General features: G+C 63.1%; 16 protein-coding genes. 7 read left to right on the forward strand and 9 right to left on the reverse strand.

The genetic code is table 11. The annotated features are described in order from the left end of the window. Positions 1–44: 44 nt before the first annotated feature. Positions 45–485: a hypothetical protein gene (locus VVD49_RS07170; RefSeq protein WP_327598453.1), complete on the reverse strand. Its 441-nt coding sequence runs from the start codon at positions 483–485 to the stop codon at positions 45–47. Between the two features lie 236 nt (positions 486–721). Here VVD49_RS07170 and VVD49_RS07175 point away from each other — a divergent pair, with 236 nt between their 5' ends. Together VVD49_RS07175 and VVD49_RS07180 are read left to right on the forward strand one after the other, a co-directional pair. Next, positions 722–2119, forward strand: a complete 1398-nt coding sequence (locus VVD49_RS07175; RefSeq protein ID WP_327598454.1) for an aminotransferase-like domain-containing protein — start codon at positions 722–724, stop codon at positions 2117–2119. Positions 2120–2130: 11 nt separating this feature from the next. Beyond that, positions 2131–2349: a hypothetical protein gene (locus tag VVD49_RS07180; RefSeq protein WP_327598455.1), complete on the forward strand. Its 219-nt coding sequence runs from the start codon at positions 2131–2133 to the stop codon at positions 2347–2349. A gap of 69 nt (positions 2350–2418) precedes the next feature. Here the strand turns inward: VVD49_RS07180 and VVD49_RS07185 are convergent, their stop codons facing one another. Continuing rightward, the gene (locus VVD49_RS07185) at positions 2419–4029 is read right to left on the reverse strand and encodes a carbonic anhydrase family protein (RefSeq protein ID WP_327598456.1); all 1611 of its coding nucleotides are present in this window, start codon (positions 4027–4029) and stop codon (positions 2419–2421) included. A 408-nt stretch (positions 4030–4437) separates the two neighbouring features. Here VVD49_RS07185 and VVD49_RS07190 point away from each other — a divergent pair, with 408 nt between their 5' ends. The 3 genes from VVD49_RS07190 to VVD49_RS07200 all read left to right on the forward strand — a co-directional run bounded on the left by VVD49_RS07190 (position 4438) and on the right by VVD49_RS07200 (position 7274). Next, positions 4438–5184, forward strand: a complete 747-nt coding sequence (locus tag VVD49_RS07190) for an EF-hand domain-containing protein (protein WP_327598457.1) — start codon at positions 4438–4440, stop codon at positions 5182–5184. 157 nt (positions 5185–5341) lie between these two features. Continuing rightward, positions 5342–6055 carry a response regulator transcription factor gene (locus tag VVD49_RS07195; RefSeq protein WP_327598458.1) on the forward strand — a complete coding sequence of 238 codons (714 nt, stop codon included), beginning with the start codon at positions 5342–5344 and terminating at the stop codon, positions 6053–6055. Between the two features lie 4 nt (positions 6056–6059). After that, the gene (locus VVD49_RS07200; protein WP_327598459.1) at positions 6060–7274 is read left to right on the forward strand and encodes a HAMP domain-containing sensor histidine kinase; all 1215 of its coding nucleotides are present in this window, start codon (positions 6060–6062) and stop codon (positions 7272–7274) included. Positions 7275–7285: 11 nt separating this feature from the next. On the opposite strand, the gene VVD49_RS07205 is transcribed toward VVD49_RS07200, so the two are convergent. The 4 genes from VVD49_RS07205 to VVD49_RS07220 form a co-directional block, all read right to left on the reverse strand. Beyond that, on the reverse strand, positions 7286–7777 hold the full coding sequence (locus tag VVD49_RS07205) for a 3'-5' exonuclease (protein WP_327598460.1): 492 nt from the start codon (positions 7775–7777) through the stop codon (positions 7286–7288). A 154-nt stretch (positions 7778–7931) separates the two neighbouring features. After that, positions 7932–8978, reverse strand: coding sequence for a hypothetical protein (locus VVD49_RS07210; protein WP_327598461.1), 1047 nt, complete (start codon positions 8976–8978; stop codon positions 7932–7934). Positions 8979–9177: 199 nt separating this feature from the next. Further along, positions 9178–10188, reverse strand: a complete 1011-nt coding sequence (locus VVD49_RS07215; protein WP_327598462.1) for a glycosyltransferase family 9 protein — start codon at positions 10186–10188, stop codon at positions 9178–9180. Continuing rightward, positions 10188–11459 (reverse strand): O-antigen ligase family protein, encoded by a 1272-nt coding sequence (locus VVD49_RS07220; protein ID WP_327598463.1) that lies wholly within the window; start codon positions 11457–11459, stop codon positions 10188–10190. The genes VVD49_RS07215 and VVD49_RS07220 overlap by 1 nt, the downstream gene beginning before the upstream one ends. Before the next feature lie 159 nt (positions 11460–11618). On the opposite strand from VVD49_RS07220, the gene VVD49_RS07225 reads away from it, so the two are divergent. Beyond that, positions 11619–12743, forward strand: coding sequence for a glycosyltransferase (locus VVD49_RS07225; RefSeq protein WP_327598464.1), 1125 nt, complete (start codon positions 11619–11621; stop codon positions 12741–12743). Position 12744: 1 nt separating this feature from the next. Then, entirely contained in the window at positions 12745–13761 is a 1017-nt protein-coding gene (locus VVD49_RS07230) for a glycosyltransferase family 9 protein (RefSeq protein WP_327598465.1), read from the forward strand. Between the two features lie 31 nt (positions 13762–13792). Here VVD49_RS07230 and VVD49_RS07235 read toward each other — a convergent pair whose 3' ends face one another. From VVD49_RS07235 to VVD49_RS07245, 3 genes are read right to left on the reverse strand one after another with little or no spacing between them, the layout of a single operon-like run. After that, positions 13793–14392, reverse strand: coding sequence for a DUF4254 domain-containing protein (locus VVD49_RS07235; RefSeq protein WP_327598466.1), 600 nt, complete (start codon positions 14390–14392; stop codon positions 13793–13795). Beyond that, positions 14389–15582 (reverse strand): glycosyltransferase family 9 protein, encoded by a 1194-nt coding sequence (locus VVD49_RS07240; RefSeq protein ID WP_327598467.1) that lies wholly within the window; start codon positions 15580–15582, stop codon positions 14389–14391. The genes VVD49_RS07235 and VVD49_RS07240 overlap by 4 nt, the downstream gene beginning before the upstream one ends. Next, positions 15579–16697: a glycosyltransferase family 4 protein gene (locus tag VVD49_RS07245; RefSeq protein WP_327598468.1), complete on the reverse strand. Its 1119-nt coding sequence runs from the start codon at positions 16695–16697 to the stop codon at positions 15579–15581. The genes VVD49_RS07240 and VVD49_RS07245 overlap by 4 nt, the downstream gene beginning before the upstream one ends. Positions 16698–16746: the final 49 nt, after the last annotated feature.

The following is a 16746-nucleotide window of genomic DNA, read 5'->3' on the forward strand; positions in this document are numbered from 1 at the left end:
AAACAGCTTGTTTTCGATGATTCCTGCGCGCGGCGTGACGCAGGTCACATGTCGCGCCCATCCGTCTGACCTGCCGCCAGCAGCGGGCCGCTCCTCAGCAGATGAAGGCTGTGTGCATCGTACTGGTAGCGTTTTCCAGCCGACTCCACCGTCAGGACAGTGCCCTGCGCATTGAGTGCAATGGCCGATACGGTGCCTCTGTCGCCTTCATGCAGGCGCCCGATCTCGGAAACCCCGTTGCGGACATTGAGCACGCGTACATCGCCAGTGGCGCGGTCCGCATCGAAGATCATGGCGCGTTGCGCATCGACGACGCGCAGGTGGTGGGTGCCGGTTTGCACTTCGGGCAGACCACCACGCAGTGCAATGCCCAGCCAGGTGGCAGCGGCCAGTAGCAGGCCGCCAAACATGACGCCGAGCAGGCCGTAGTAAGGCGTCAGGTGGGAGGCGACACTGAGTCGCCCTGGTGAAAGCTGTGTTGTCATGTTCGTTCTCCAGCTGACGGCAGCGGGTGTGGATGACGGGGTGTTCGCAGGCAGATTCATGGTTTCTGATCTATGCTTGCGTTCCGGACAATACCGAACACTTTTTGCTATTGACCGATACACTTTTCAAGATGTTTTCTTACACTGTACTGGTGTGAGCGCCATGCCAGTTCAGGCGTGGTGACAGCACGCGCCGTGGCAACAGCGCACCCAGATCAAGCCGGGGAATCAAGAGCATGCAGTTGAGCCTTTCGAACCAGAATCCACTACCGCTGGTGGAGCAGATCGTCGGTGCCGTACGCGGCCAGATCGATGATCGCGTGCTGCGCCCGGGCGCGCGCCTGCCGGCGATACGCCAGTTCGCGGAGAACCATGGCATCAGCCGCTTTACGGTCGTCGAGGCGTATGACCGCCTGGTGGCGCAGGGCTATCTGCTGTCCAAGCGCGGCGCGGGCTTCTTTGTAGCCGCACGTGAAGAAACCGCTGCTGCCGCCTTGCCGGCAGTGCAGCGGCAGCGCGCCATCGACGTGGCCTGGCTGATGCGCCGCGCGTTTTCGGATGCCGACGGCGTGCTCAAGGCGAGCGTGGGCTGGTTGCCGCCCGGCTGGCTCGACAGTGAAGCCGTGGCCAAAGCCGTGCGCCAGCAATCGCGCAGCGATCATGCCGCCCGTTTTGGCTGCTACGGTGAGCCGAACGGCTTCCGGCCCTTGCGTGAGCACCTGCGCGTCATGCTGGCGGGGCAGGGCATCGAGGCGCATCCCGACCAGATCGTGCTGACGCAGGGGGCGACGCAGGCGCTGGACATTGTGGCGCGCTATTTCATCCGACCCGGCGATACGGTGCTGGTCGATGACCCCGGCTACTTCACCCTGTTCGGTGCCCTGCGCCTGCTCGGCGCCAATCTGATCGGCGTGCCACGCAATGAGGGTGGGCCCGATGTGGAGGCCCTCGAACAACTCTCCGCGCAGCACAAGCCGAAGCTCTTCATCACGCACTCCGTGCTGCACAACCCGACGGGCATAAACCTGAATGCGGCAACGGCCTATCGCGTGCTCCAGGTGGCCGAGCGACACGATTTCACCATTGTCGAGGACGACACCTATGCCGATCTCCATGCCGGGCAAGCGGCGCGCATGGCCTCGCTGGACCAGCTCAGGCGCGTGATCTTCATCGGCACTTTCTCGAAGACGCTGTCGTCGAACCTGCGGGTGGGTTATCTCGCCTGTACGCAGGATCTCGCGCACGAGCTGGCCGACGTCAAGCTGCTGACCTCGCTGGGTACGTCGGAGTTCACCGAGCAGGTCATTCACCGCCTGCTCACGGAAGGCCATCACCGCAAGCACGTCGAACGTCTGCAGACGCGCCTGGCCGAGAATACGGCGCGGGCGGCACGCATGCTGGAATCGGCAGGGCTGCGCTTCCGCTACCCGGACGGAGGCATGTTCCTCTGGGCCTGCGTGCCCGGCATGGACGACGCGACGCCTCTTGCCGAGCTGGCCGAGAAGTCGAACATCGTGCTTGCGCCGGGCAAGATTTTCCGCCCGCAGCTGCAGGCTTCTCCGTACATCCGCATCAACGTGGCCTATGCCAATGACGTGCGTCTGGAACGCTTTCTTGGCAATGCATTGAAATAGGAGCGGGCACCATGAACGGGAAATTGTTGCGGGAAGGTTTGACCGATGCGGCGGGGTTCCTGGGCGGTGCGCTGCTCGGCTTCGGCCTTGCCGAGCTGGCGGGTTTCGATCTCTTCGCCAAAGGCTATGGCGCGGGCAGCATGGCCGCCATCGTGCTGGTGGGTGTCGGCGGTGGGCTGGGTGTGCAACTCGCACGCCGGCTGGCGAACCGGAGCTCGCGTACGAAATGAAAACCACACGTTGAAAAGCCACCCGTTGCGGGTGGCTTTCGTTGGGGCGAACGGCCTTGCCTGGCGCCCTTAGCGCGATTCCTTGATGATCCGCCCGGACGCGGCCTGCACCGGCCGCGCGTTGTTGGGGTAGAAGCGCGAGAACACATCGATCTGTTCGGCGGAGAGCTGCACGGGTTGCTTCAGCACCAGCCACAGCACGCCTTCGGTACAAGGTGGGGTGGTGAGTGAGCCGATGTAGCTGAAGTAGTCGCGGTTGCTGGGCAGCAGTTCATCCGCCTGGATGGAAATGCGCGGCGAATAATCCTCGTTCTTTTCCAGTGGCAGGTTGTTCCACAGGGTCTGGATGAAGCGATTGACCTGGCCTGATTCGAGCAGCACGGCCACGACGGCCAGACGGCCTTCGGCGTCACGATGCACGAGGTGGGCAACCATGGCGAAACCGCGACCATTGACGCGTTCTTCGGCAGGGTGGTGGAAGTGCATCTGGACCAGGTCGTAGGTGCGCCCCATCACCGTGATGTGCGAACCCGCGCCGTAGGTGATCTGGATGGTGTGGCCGTTATCGACGATGCGGAAGAAGCTGGGTTTGTAGTCGAACTGGATCGCTTCCTGGTCGACCTTGATGCCGTCGCGGATATCGATCGGCGATTGCCGCTTGCCATTCGTGCATACCGAGAATTCAGGATCGAGTTTTCCCCAGTTCTCCGGACCATCGAGTCCTTCGTAGCTCCAGTGCAGATCATGCGGCAAGGAGGGGGTCGTGGCCGCCTGTGCCATCGTCACGGCGGGCTTGCGAGGCGTCGAGGAGGCGGGCGCTGAACTGCCACCAGTCTCGCGACGCATCGCCATGGCCACCTGGAGGGATGCGCGGGCGGCAGCGCGCTCGGCTGCCTGCTGTTCGGCGATGCGCTGGGCTGTCGTGTTCGATGGTGCTGCCGAGGGGCGTGCGGTTGTTTCGTGCTTTGCCGGGCTGGCGGCGGGCGCCGGGCTCGACGTGGCGCTTGTTGCCGCAACACTGTCCGGCACGGGTTTGCGTTCCTGCACGGGCGAACGTGGCATCGGCACAGGTGCGGCATCCGGCTTGGCCGTGGTGGCGTTCTTGTCTGCCTGCTTCGCTGCTGGCGGGAGGGCGTTGGGCTGGGCGGGGCTTTCCTCACGCGTCAGGCGGATGTCGGCGCGGCGCAGTACCGGTTTGGCGCTGTCCTTGTCGTCATCACTCTTCTCGCTGTCATTGGCCCTGGAGACGCGCTCCATGGCTTGTCTGGCGGTGTTGCGCAAGTCGTTGAGGGAGGCGGGTTTGCACACCTCGTTGAAGAAGCGGTCGTCGACGGTGCCGGTCTTCACGCTGATCGGCGTCGTGGCATCCACCTTGTCTTCGCGTAGCACGCTGTCGTCACTCGAGAGGTAGACGCGTTTGACGATGATGAAGGCGTGACCGCGGCAGTCGTAGCGGTTGAGCGCGCGCACGGTGCGATAGCCATAGGCCTTGGCCTGCTCGTCGGAAAGGACGATGCGCCCCCACGCGACTTTGGTGCCCGCGTCCGACGGGGTGATGCTGCTGCGGTCCAGTTCTACACGGCGCACGCGGTCATTGGCGACCACGAGCCAGTCTGCCGCTTGCGCGGAAGCACTGCAGGCGAGAACGAGGAGTAGCAGGGAGCGTAGAGCCGGGCGCATGCGCAAGCACCATCTGGATGGTCGAATACACAGGATTTCGGCCCGAAAAGGCCAAGTCTTGAGGGTTGACAGCGCGCTACTGACCCCACCTGCGGCAAGTATTGCCGCACACATCATCCCGCAGGCCCGTGGGACGGCGCTTTGGGCGATTTGCCGGGGCGGCAAAAAATTGTGAATTCGGCAGTTTTGATCACTGCTCGCACGCCTGGCCTGCGTGCTTGCCTCCGGTGGCGGGTTGGAGGGCAGACCTTCTTAACCCTGCTTTACCGTGTTTTACCAATAAGCCCATGAATTGACACGATTTCTGGCCGATGGCTTGCTCATGAGGCAGGGCAGACACGATCCGGCAAACGGTGCGCTTGCCGGGCTGCATGCCTTGAGAAACCAGCGATGTGAAGGAGTGTGAACATGAGCAGTATCAGTTCGACCGGCAATAGCGTGAGCAGCAGCTTCGCGACGATGATGCCCAGGCGTCAGCGTCCCGATGCATCGAAAATCGCGGAAGACATTTTCTCCAAGCTCGACACCAAGGGGCAGGGTTATATCGAGAAGAGTGACCTGCAGAACGCACTCAGTTCGCTGTCAGGAACGGACAGCGCGAATTCCTCCTCCAGCAGTTCCAGTGTTGACGACCTGTTCTCCCAACTCGACGGCGACAGTGATGGCAAGGTCACCAAGAAAGAGCTGGCCGACAGCATGCAAAGCCTGGCGGATGCGCTCGATAGCCAGGCCATGAGTTCGCGCATGCAGATGGGAGGCATGCCTCCGCCTCCGCCACCGGGCGGTCAGGGTGGCCCCGGCGGCCCCGGTGACGATGCCGGCTTCACCAAGGACGAACTGACCAGCATGGCCAGCGATGTGGCGTCCACCGACAGCAAGCGCGCCAGTTTCATGAACGATGTCGCCAGCAATTTCGACAAGGCTGACACCGACGGTGACGGCAAGGTCAGCTTCAAGGAGGCCATGGCCTATGAGCAAAGCAGCGAGACCAGCGCGTCGGCGAGTGCGAGCAGCAACAGCAGTACCAGCAGCACCAATAGCAGCGCGACGCAGGAGAGTCAGGCGCGCATGATGCAGCAGTTGATGCAGCTGATTCATGCGTATGGAGACGCCAGCAAGAGCAACCCGTCTGCCAGCATTTCCGCCGTTGCCTGATGCGACGAACGCGTTCCTGACGTCCCCGGACACCGCCCGGGGACGGGTGTGCCGCAGTTGTTAAGTTCCGTAAATCACAGTAAAACAGGGGTAACCGTATGCGTGCCTGCAACGGTCTTGGCTAGCATGCCTCCACCCTGTTTTCTGGCGATTGCGCATGAATCCGAAAGTCTTGCTGGTCGACGACGATGTCGAGCTGACCAGTATGTTGAGTGAGTATCTGGTGGCCGATGGCTTCGACGTCAGCGTGGCGCACAATGGCGAGGCCGGTGTGCGCGCTGCGTTGTCGGGCGACAATGCCATTGTCGTTCTCGATGTGATGATGCCTGGCATGAGCGGCATCGAGGCGCTGGGCCGCATCCGCGCCAGCAGTGGCGCAACCAGTGCCATTCCTGTGCTGATGCTGACGGCGCGCGGGGATGACACCGACCGCGTGGTCGGGCTGGAGCTGGGCGCCGACGACTACGTGCCCAAGCCCTGTACACCGCGCGAACTGGCGGCGCGGATCCGTGCCATCCTGCGGCGCAGCCCGAGTGCCAACCGGGCGCCGACGGAGAGCAATCCCGTATCGGTGATCAGCGTGGGTGAGTTGAACGTGTGGCCGGAGCAACGGCGGGCCGAGTGGGGCGGCAAGGCGCTCGAGCTGACAAGTACCGAATTCAGCCTGCTGGAAACATTGGCGCGTAATGCCGGGCAAGCGGTCAGCAAGGCGCATCTGTCCGAAGAGGCGATGGGCCGGCCCCTCACTCGCTTCGATCGCAGTATCGATGTGCACATGAGCAGCATCCGCCACAAGCTCGGCGTGCTGCCGGATGGCCGGTCATGCATCCAGACCGTCTACCGCAAGGGCTACCAGCTGATCCGGAGCTGAGGACTTGGGGCGTCTCTTCTGGAAGTTCTTTTTTGCGCTGCTGCTGGCGCAGATCGTCTCGGTACTGGGTGTGGGTCTGCTCATCGGCCTGCACAACCGGCAGATCCAGTCGGAGAACGCCTCGGGCCAACGTCACGGAGGTCCTCCTCCGCGGTTTTCCGCTGAGATGTGGGGCGAGGACGAGATGTTCGAGTCGCCCGGGCCGCACAATGCGCCACGTGGCGGGCCTCCGCCACGTTTCCGGCCGGGCGGTGGGCATCCTCCCCAGCACAGCTTGATCCCGATGCCGCCGCTGCTCTCCGGCCTGGCGGCCAGCCTGATTTTCGCGGCGCTGCTGGCCTGGTATTTCGCCAAGCCGATCCGCAGTCTCAGCCGGGCCTTCGATGCAGTCTCACAGGGCGACCTGTCCGTACGCCTGAGTGCCGAGATGGGCGGGCGTCGCGACGAGCTGGCCGATCTGGGGCGCGACTTCGACAGCATGGCCCAGCGGTTACAGGGCCTTATGGACGGTCAGCGGCGCCTGTTCCACGACGTATCTCATGAGTTGCGTTCGCCATTGACGCGCTTGCAGGTAGCCGTTGGACTCGCGCGTCAGCAGCCGGAACGCGCCGAGCAGGTGCTGCAACGTATCGAGCGTGAGTCGGTACGCATGGACCAGCTCGTCAGCGAATTGCTGACCCTGGCGCGCCTCGAGTCCGGCATGTCGGCCAGCATGCACGAAGCCATCGCGCTCTCGGAATTCATCGGCAACATCATTGAGGATTCGCGCGTCGAAGCCGAGGCCCGGCATTGTCAGCTGCTCTTCGATGCAGGTGGCATTCAACAAGCGCATGCAGAGGACGAAGACAGTGGCGAGATCTTCGTACGAGGCAATCCCGAGTTTCTGCGGCGCGGTGTCGAGAACGTCCTGCGCAATGCCATCAAGTACTCACCGCAGGATACGCAGATCCGTGTATCCCTGCGGCGCGTGGATGGGAATGCGGGCGATCGCGTCGCCATCGCCATCCTCGACCAGGGGAGCGGTGTGTCGGAGACTTCCTTGCCGCACATTTTCCAGCCGTTTTTCCGCAGCGCCGGCGAATACTCGGCTGAAGGTTATGGCCTGGGGCTGGCCATCGCACAGCGTGTGGTCGTGATGCATGATGGCAGCATTTCTGCGCGCAACATCAATGGGGGAGGGTTCGAGGTGACGATTACCCTGCCGCTGGCCGCGGCGTGAAGTCGGGGGCCTTACGCGGCTTTCGCCTGCAGGCGTAACCAGGTCATCTGCAGCACGCGCGCGTCGTTGCTGGCGCGATGACGGCGCACCTGCAGTTCGCGCTCGACGCTGCTGCGCGCATTGTTCCAACGTGTCTGGCTGCACTCATCCATCAGCACCAGCAGATGCTCCAGTTTGAATGTCGGCACGAGCCCGGCGGCCTCATAGAGCACGGACAGCCAGGTGTAGTCATGCGCCCAGGCATCCGAGTACACCGTCTGCCCGGCCAGGCTGCGATTGAGCATGCTGGCCACTTCACCCGGCGGTTTGCCGTGCGCCTGCAAGGTTGCGCGCGTGATGCCGTGCACCGCCTCTGCCTTGCTGTCCCAATGCGTCCAACTCTCGTCCGGCTTGATCAGCAGGCACTGCGTGCTGCCGTCGGGCAGCACGAAGCCTACCTCGATGGGGTAGCTGCCTGTGCCGAAGCCAGAAGCTTCGAGATCGATGATGGTGGGGGCGTTCATGGTTCCGTCGATTCTACGTGCCAGATGCGCGAAGGCGAAAGGTTTCGAGGCCCGGATAAACCCCATGCCTGCTCGCGCGATGCGCTTGGCACTCCGCGCTACACAGGAAAACGGCTCCCGAGAGGAGCCGTTGAACCTTCATCCTGCCTCGATCTCAGGACGCCGCGAGGGCCGTAATCGTTGTTGTCTTGGTGCTGTCGATGGTGCCGTCACCGTTAGCGTCCAGATCCACCTTGACGGACCCGCTGCCAAGGAAGGTCACGTAAAGAATCGAGCCTCTGCCGGTGATCTTGATCTTGCCTGACACATAGGTGCCGGAAGATGTCGTGACGACAGGTGCCACAGCCTCGATCTGCATGCCAATGCTCGTACCGGCAATTGTGGCCGTGAGGCCAAGCTTGACCGGGTTGTTGGTGATATTGCCGGAGGTCGGAACCACCGAGGTGGTTGCCATGCCACTCAGGCCCAGTGTTCCCGTGTAGCCGGAGGAGACGAAGCTGGCCGAAATATTGCCATCGGTGAGGCCGTAAGTCGTGGAGCCGGTCGCATACAGCGTCGACAGATCGTAGGTGCCGTTGTAGACCATGCTTGTCGTGCCCGAGGCGGCCCTCAACGAGGTGTAGGCGACACGGATGCTGAAGCTAGTGCGGTTGGCATTGAAGGCCCTCAACTCCAGTTTCACCGTGCCGTTCAAGGTGAGGCCGGATTCGATGCAGTTCGTATACACGACTGTGTAGGTATCGCCGACGGTGTCTGTGGAAGACGAGGCGTAAACCTCGGTGCCGACGTAGCTGCCGCCCCCCGTGCACGCAGTCGTTGAGCTCGAAGTGATGGCGGCCACTGCGAAGACGCTGCCCTCCCGCATGACAAGGCTGCGGATCCGGGCGTCAATGATCTCTGCCACCGAGTGTTGCAGGGAAGGAGATGCATCGAGCGCCAGCGTGCTGACCGAACCACTGGAAGGGGATCGAGCACCGCCGGCGATACTGAGCGCAGCGTTCACGCTGGTGATGCCTGTATTGGCAACTTGGTTCTGATTGCTGGCCGTGATGTCCGTAACGGCTGCCGCACTTGAGCTGGATGCTGCTGGCGTATTGGCTGGCGAACCTGAGCCGCCACCCCCACCTCCGCCACCACCGCATGCAGACAGCATGGTGACGAAAATGCAGGACAAGACTGTTTTGTTAAACAGAATAGACATGAGTGACTCCCCCGGTTATGTGTTTTTGTTTGCTTTTGTTTGGGACGGGAGGGTAGCAGCGAGGCCAGACTTGTCCAGCGCTTTTGTCAAAAACAGGACTGGCGCCATGCAGCGTGATTGCTGCTGAGTCGCCGCGGAATCTGATGCAGAAAGGATTGTTGCGGCTTACCTGCCCAAAAGGGCAGGTCGCGCATGCGGGCTAGAGAGACCGCTGTTCGAGTGTGGACAGTGCAGCCAGCACTTCTTCAGTGGTGATGTTGTTCGCATCCATGTCTTCTGTCTGCAGAAGTACGTACGGAACATGCCAGGGGTGCCAGCGCGCCGCATCCGATTTGCCGAACAGGCACACGATGGGTTTGCCGAGCGCTGCAGCCAGGTGCATGTGGCCGCCATCGGAGCAGAGGATCTGGTCGCAGACCGAGAGGCCGGCGATCAGGTCAGTCAGCTCCCGCGTCGGGCACGCATGCAGCGGCAGGTCGCGGCAGGCTTCGAGAATCTCACCGGCCTTGCGGTCGTCGCCGGGGTGCAGGGGGTTGGCTTCGTCGCCGGGCGACCAGAACAAGGCGAAGCGCGTTTGCGGACTGGCTGCGTGCAGGTTGCGCATGACCTCGATGAAGCGCGTGGCAGGCCAGCGCTGTGAGGGTTTGCGCGAGCTGATATGCATGCCGATCAATGGGCCCTGGGCTTCTGTCGTGCTGCCCTCCAGCTGGCGGCGGATGCTGTCCTGCACTTCCTTGCGGGGATGTATCTCGGCTGCCGGCAATTCGTTTGTCGGGATGCTGATGGCATTCAGGAGGTTGGCCGTGCGTTCGACCTCATGCAAAGCAGCCGGGTTGGCTGGCACATCGTCCTGCGCGACGATGCGTTTTGCGCCCACCAGTTTCGCCATGCGCCGTGCGCTGGCTTGTGTACCGCTGGCAGGCAGCAGCACCAGATCGAGATCGGCATGACGCAAGCGCCACAGCACGCGCAGGCGTTGCCACAGCGCGGCCAGCTTGCTTTCGCCGTGCGCCAGATGCTTGGCCTTGGTGTAGGTGAAGACTGCGTCCAGATCGGGATTGTCGTGCAGGACTTCGGCGTTGTAGCGCGTGACGAGTGCACCGATCCAGGCGTCCGGATGCTGCTCGCGCAGACGCCGGATCAGCGGCAAGGTGCACACCAGGTCGCCGATATTGTCGCGGCGGATGACGAGAATGCGGCTGGCCTGCATCAGTCGGGTTTCTGGCTGGCCTTGCTGCGCACATCGAGCGCCAGCAACAAGCCGAGGCCCATCATTGCCAGCATGCCGTGCTCGTGGTGCAGGGTAGTGTTGAACAGCCCACCCACGAAGACCACGCTCCAGCCGGCAAAGCCGGCTCCCCAGCTGAGTGCATGGCTGAAGCTGGCATCGCGCGCGGGCCGGCGGCGCAGCAGGGCAATCGTCCACCCGATCAATAGCGTCAGCAAGATGCCTTCGCCGAGCAGGCCACGTTCACCGAGCGTGTTGGCGAACAAGCCATGCGCATGGCTCGAGAAAAAATAGCGTTCGCGCTGGAAGGTCTCCTGGCGCGCTTCGACCCAGGTCCTGACGAGTTCGGGCGAGGCCGCGTTGAAATTGGCCGGGCCCGCACCGGTCAGCGGGTTCTGGTGCATCAGTTCGATGGCGGTCTGGAGAGACTGCAGGCGGAAAGACGAAAAATTGCCGGTCTTGATGCCGATTTCAGTCTTTTCGACGATGCTGAGATTGCCCTTGCTCGGACTCAGCTTGCTGCCGATGACGCCGACCAGGACGCCAGCTACCATCAAGCCGGCAATGACAGGCAGCAAGCGTTGCAGCCGCACGTTCGACAGGATCAGCAGCACGGGCAGGGCGCCGAACAGATAGGCGATCAGTGCGCCGCGGCTGCCGAAGATGATCATCGCCGCCAGCATGAACGTGGCGCTGAGTACGCTCCATTGCCAGGCACGTCGGCCGAACCGGCTTGCCGAGAGGGCTGCGCAAGCTGTTGCCAGGATGCCGATGCCAGCGGCATAGAGGGCCGAGTGATTGACGTGCCCCACCGAGTTGAGCTGTAACCAGACGCGCTTGGGATCGAGCTGCATGACGGCGAAACCATGCACGACGCCCGCTATCGTGGCGCCTATCAGGCTGGCAAACAACCACTTGAGCTGGTCCGGGGTCAGACGACTGCGCGCCAGTATCCAGCCCAGCGATACGTAGCCGACAATGTCGCCCATTTCCTTCCACTGCGGCGAATAGGGTGTCAGCAGGCAACTCAGCGTGGGGACCAGGATCAGGCCGACGAACAGCAGATCCCAACCGCGAGAAAGATGGCCCCAGTTGCGCGTGTAAGCGCTGCGCCCGATCCACAGCAACAGGAACAGTGCCCAGAAGATGTTCTTCGGCGCCTCCACCAGTGGAAGAGCGATCGAGAACAGGCAGAGCAGGACAAATTCCGTGCGATTCAGGGTGCGGCTTTGAGGACTTGCGTCACGCAGCATGGCGGAAAAAGGCGAGGAAACGGGAGGTCAATGATAGCGCAGCGTCGTGGCGGTCGCCTCCTCGCTTACAATTGCAGCCCTGCTACCGGTCCCGGCCGGAGTGCCTTTTATCGCCCACCTGCCACGAGCAATAGTCGCGCCCCGAGTCTCGGAACCGTCATGTCACCAGCCCCCATCCACCACGTATTGCTCGCCATCGACTCGTTGACCGGGCGGGGCGCCGAGAAAGTCGTGGTCAACCTGGGCGAGGCCCTGCTGCAGTTGGGCCATCGGGTCAGCATCGTCATCTATGAAGACATCGTCGAATTCGAGGTCGATCCACGCATTCGCATCCATCGCCTGAACCCGGTGGCGCGTGGCAAGGTGCGCTTGCTGAGCCGCCTGACCGATAACGCCAATGTGCGTCAGTTCAAGGCCCTGCTTGCCACGATCGAGGCGGAGCAGGGCCGCGTGGACCTGATCCTGTCGGCGCTGCCGCGTATCGACCGCATCCTGTCGCGCATCAGGGACAAGCGCATCCATCACGTCATCCACAACGCCCTGTCCCTGCAGAACGGTATCCGCAAGAACGGCTGGCGCAAGAAGCTGGCGCGCATCTGGCACGCCAAGCGCATGTATGACGGACGCCAGATCATCGGCGTGTCTGCAGGTGTTGGTGAAGACTTGAAGACCTGGGTCAAGGTGCGCCCGGCAAGTCTGCGCACCATCTACAACCCGTTCCATTTCGAACACCTGCTGGGGCTTGCCGCCGAACCCTTTACACCGCCCGCAGGCGTGCAAGCGGACGAGTATCTGCTGCACATCGGCGCCTTCACGCTCAAGCAGAAACGCCAGGACGTGCTCATCGAAGCCTTCGCTGCGTCCGGTCTGCAATGCAAGCTGGTGTTGCTCGGCAAAGGCAAGGATGAAGCGAAGATCCGCGACATCATCAAGCGCTGCGGCGTCGAAGATCGCGTCATCCTCGCCGGCTTCCAGGCCAATCCCTATCCGTGGATCCGCAACGCGCGCCTGCTGGTGCTGTCGTCCGATTACGAGGGTTTTGGCAACGTACTCGTCGAGGCCATGGTGGTCGGCACGCCGGTGCTGTCGACGGACTGTCCGGCCGGGCCCGGCGAGATCCTCGCGGGGGCCATGAGTGGCTCGCTCGTCCCGCCCGGCGATGTACAGGCGTTGGCGCAGAAGATGAAAGCCTTCCACGCGCAGCCACCGCAGATCGATGTGCAGAGCCTGAATCGCTTTGCCGCAGCGACCGTTGCCAACGAATACCTCAAGCTCATCTCCTGATATGAAGATCCTCATCGTCAAGCGCGACAAGCTCGGTGACCTGTTACTCACCACGCCGATGCTGGCCTGGCTCAAACAGGCTGTGCCGCAAGCCGAACTGCACGTGCTGGCCAACGACTACAACGCCTGGGTCATCGATGGCAATCCACATGCCGATAAGGTATGGGTGCTGCCGCGCGTGCGCCACGCGGGCAAGCTGCGCATCGGGGCCGCACTGCAGACGGCACGCATGCTGTGGCAGATGCGTCGCGAGAAATTCGACTGGGTGCTCGTCGGCAACGGCGAGGAATCGCCGCGCGCCATCGAGCGTGGCCTGTCAGTGCGTGGCGCGCATACGGTGTCGTACTGCAAGCAGGCAAAAGACTGGCCGCGGCTGACGCATGCCTTGCCGCAACCACAGGACATGCACGAGAGTCGTCGTCTGGCAAACCTCGCCACGCCGCTGGGTTTGCAGGTGCCTGCCGAACTGCCAGCACCGCTCTACCTCCTGCCGCAATCAGGGCGCGACTTTGCGACGAGCTGGCTGGCACAGCAGGGTTTTTCGGCGGGTGGCTATGTGGTGCTCGGTCTCGGCGCGCGGCGTGCCAAGAAACAACCGTCTACCGCGCAGGTGCTCGAGTGGTCGGAGCAGATCGCGCAACGCTGGGGCCTGAAGACGGTTTTCATGTGGACGCCGGGCGCCAGCGACAACCCGCTCTATCCCGGCGACGACGAAGTGGCTGAACCGGTGCTGGCCGCCAACTCGCCGAATATCGTGCCGTTTCGTGGGCCGCTCAAGGAAGCCATTGCACTCGTATGGCATGCGCGCGCTTCGCTGTTTCCCGATAGCGGCCTGATGCATTTCGCCGCTGCAAGTCCCGGTGGTGTGCTCGGCTTCTTCGCCGAAACCGACATCTCGCCCTCGCCTTCGCAGTGGGGGCCGATCGGGCCCAAGGCGCAGTACCTCGAAGCTGAAAAGTCGGTGGCTGATCTTTCCACCGACGCCGTGTTTGCCAAGCTGACGCAGCTCATCGAGTAGGGCGGAAGCTCCTGCGGAGTTCCTCCCTACGTTACTTCTTGCCGTACAGGTAGGGATTCAGCGTCGCGTCGTTGTACATCTTGAACTGGCGATAGACCTTGTAATACGCCGTGCCGGCCGCGCAACCTGCAAGCAGTTGCTCGAGGCATGCAGCGAGGTCGTTGCGTTGCTCCAGCAGGCGCGCGTGTTTGCCCTTGCAGGTCGCAATGTGCTCGGCGCTGGCGTCGGTGCGCTGCGTCTGCAGACCCATGTGGAAGATCTTCAGCGCGACGATGGACATGCGGTCGATGATGCTGCCCGCCGTTTCGCTATTGAGGCGGCAGCCTGGCTTTTGCGCGACGTCGATGAAGGCTGTCAGGATGACTTCGTCCATGCGCTCGATGGCGTCATTGCGCTTCTGGTTGAAGCCGTCGATGGCGCGCTTGTTGGCAGCGATCTCGCTGTCCGCGACGTCCTTGCGACGCGCGAGGTCTTCCTCGTCCCACAGCGAATTGTTGAAGCGGTGGTTCAGTTCGAGGAACTGCCACAGGCCCGAGCTGAATTGCGCCGATGCCTGCTTGGCCCAGGTACGATCAGCGACGCATTTGTCATGAAAGGCGATGATGTCGGCGGGTTTGATGATGGCGTTCATGGGATGCTCACACGTGGATTGTCATGGGCTTGCGAGCTGTTCTGCACTCGCGGGGATTCAAGTAGTTGCTGGCAGGCGTCGAGCACGTCGTCAAAGCCGATCTGCTCCATGCATAAGGCCTGTCCGCAGCGCGGTGCCTGCGGGCTTGTCGGGACGGGCGATGCTGCCTCGAAGCCACGGCCGCAGCGCTGCACCCAGTCGATCTTGCGCCGGAAAATGATCTGCTGGTTGCGGCAGGCGATCCTTGCCGATAGCGCAACCGCAGGCGTGTCGCGAAAGAACGGTGCATGCGCGCACAGTACTTCCGAGCCCGGGCCGAACAGCGTGACGGTAGGCGTGGCGGTGATGCGTCCGAGATGCGTGACGCCCGTGTCAGGGCCAACCAGCAGACGCGCGCCGCGCAGCAGGTGAGCCAGTTGCAGCAGATCGAGTTGGCCAGCGTAGCTGCGGAACCGGCCTTGCGGATCGGCCGCTGTGACCAGTTCCGTTTCTTTCTTGCCTGCGCTCCAGACGGGCGTGATGCCACGCGCCTGCAAGGCTGCGGCCAGTGCTTGCCAGCGCTCGGCAGGCCAGAACTTGAGTGAAGTGCTGGCGCCCAGATGCAAGACCGCATACGGCAGGTCTGGCAGCGTGAAGTCCTTGCAAGCGGGTAGCGGCCAATGCGCGCTGGCAAATGCAGGCGCGTCTTCGCCCCGGGCGAGCCCTGCGAAGATCTCCGGTAGCGCCGCTGGCTCGCGTGGCCATGCGCGCTGCTCGTCAACAAACCAGTTCTTGTAGTCTGGCGTGTCGTCCGCTTGCGCCACGATGTACCGCGCACCAAGGCCGCGTGCCAGCCAGCTGTAGCGGCTGTCGCCGGGCACCAGGGCCAGATCGAAGCCGCGTTGCTGCGAGAGCGCACGCAAAGTGCTGACGTCACGCGGGTCGTAAGCCATCGCCCGCACGCCCCATGGCTTGCTTGCGTACAGCGGCAGGATGGCCTTGGGGCAGGTCATGACGATCTCGGCGTCGGGATGCTGGTGACGCAGCTTGGCCAGCAATGCCGACAGCATCAAGGTGTCGCCGAGCAGCAGGTGGTGTGCGACGAGGATGCGACGCGGATTCTGCGGATAGCCGCGTGGCCCCAATAGCGCGCGCACGCTGCCGGCCAGCAGCAGCGGCTGAAGTAGCAGACGTGAAGGGAGGCGGCTCATCGCGGCCTCGCGGCTCCGAGGAAAATCGCTTCCATGCGGTCCAGCATGCGCGTCAGGCTGCAATGCTCCAGCGCAAACGTGCGGGCACGCTCGCCGAGAAGCTGCGCGGCGCCTGGGTCGGCGTGCAGGGACTCAATGGCGTCAGCCAGCTGCCCGGCATTCTTGGGGGCGATGATCAGGCCGGTGTGACGGTTCTCGATGATGTCGCGCATGCTGCCAACGGGCGTCGTGACGATGGGCAGGCCGACCAGCATGGCCTGCATCACCGCTTGCGACACGCCTTCGTTGGCGTAGGAGGGCAGGGCGAATACGTCGAGCGCCTGCAGCCAGGGCACAACGTTCTTCTGCTCGCCTGCGAAATGCACACGAGCCTCGAGACCGAGCTCGCGCACCTTCTGCCCCAATGCTTCGCGCTGCGGGCCCTGGCCGACGATCAGCAGGCGCATGCGTGGGTCGGGCAGCTGTGTCAGTGCTTCGAGCAGATAGGTGTGGCCCTTCCACGAGCGTAGCGTGGCAACGATGCCGATCCAGTAGGCATCGACATCCAGCCCCAACTGCGCGCGTGCCATGACCTTGTTGCCCGGCAGGTAGCGCGTGGTATCCATGCCGGTCGGAATGGACGTCGACGCGTCAGGGCGCACGCCGAGATTGTCGATGAGTTCGCGCCGCAGCTGCTCGCCGGTGGTGACGACATGCGCCGCCGCCGTGGCGTAGAGCCAGCGATTGGCGGCCGAAGCATGCACGGGGGCCGAGATATGTCTTGTGCGTACGATGGGCAGTCGTGGCGACGCCATCCTGACGGCCAGCGCGGCCAGCCAGCTATCGGTCGAGCTGTGCGTGTTGATCAGGTCGACATCGTGAGCATGGGCTTTCAGCCAGCCGCGCAAGGCCAGCAGCGGGCCGAGGCGCTTCTTGACGAGGGGCAGCGCAATGCTGGTGACGCCCCATTCGCTGGCGCGCTGGAAGATGGTCGATTCGGCCGGCGCGAGTATCGTCACGCGATGCCCGCGCGCGATGAGCCCGCGAGACTCTTCGAGAATGCGGATCTCCTGCCCGCCCCAGCCGCAGGAGGCCTCGGTGTGGACGATGTGCAGGGAACGACGGTCGTTGGGCATGGGGAGATCGGCGTGAGTGGGCAAAAGCGCAGCCAGATTGAAGTCTGGC

This window comes from Uliginosibacterium silvisoli, assembly GCF_036017035.1.
GTDB lineage: Bacteria > Pseudomonadota > Gammaproteobacteria > Burkholderiales > Rhodocyclaceae > Viridibacterium > Viridibacterium silvisoli.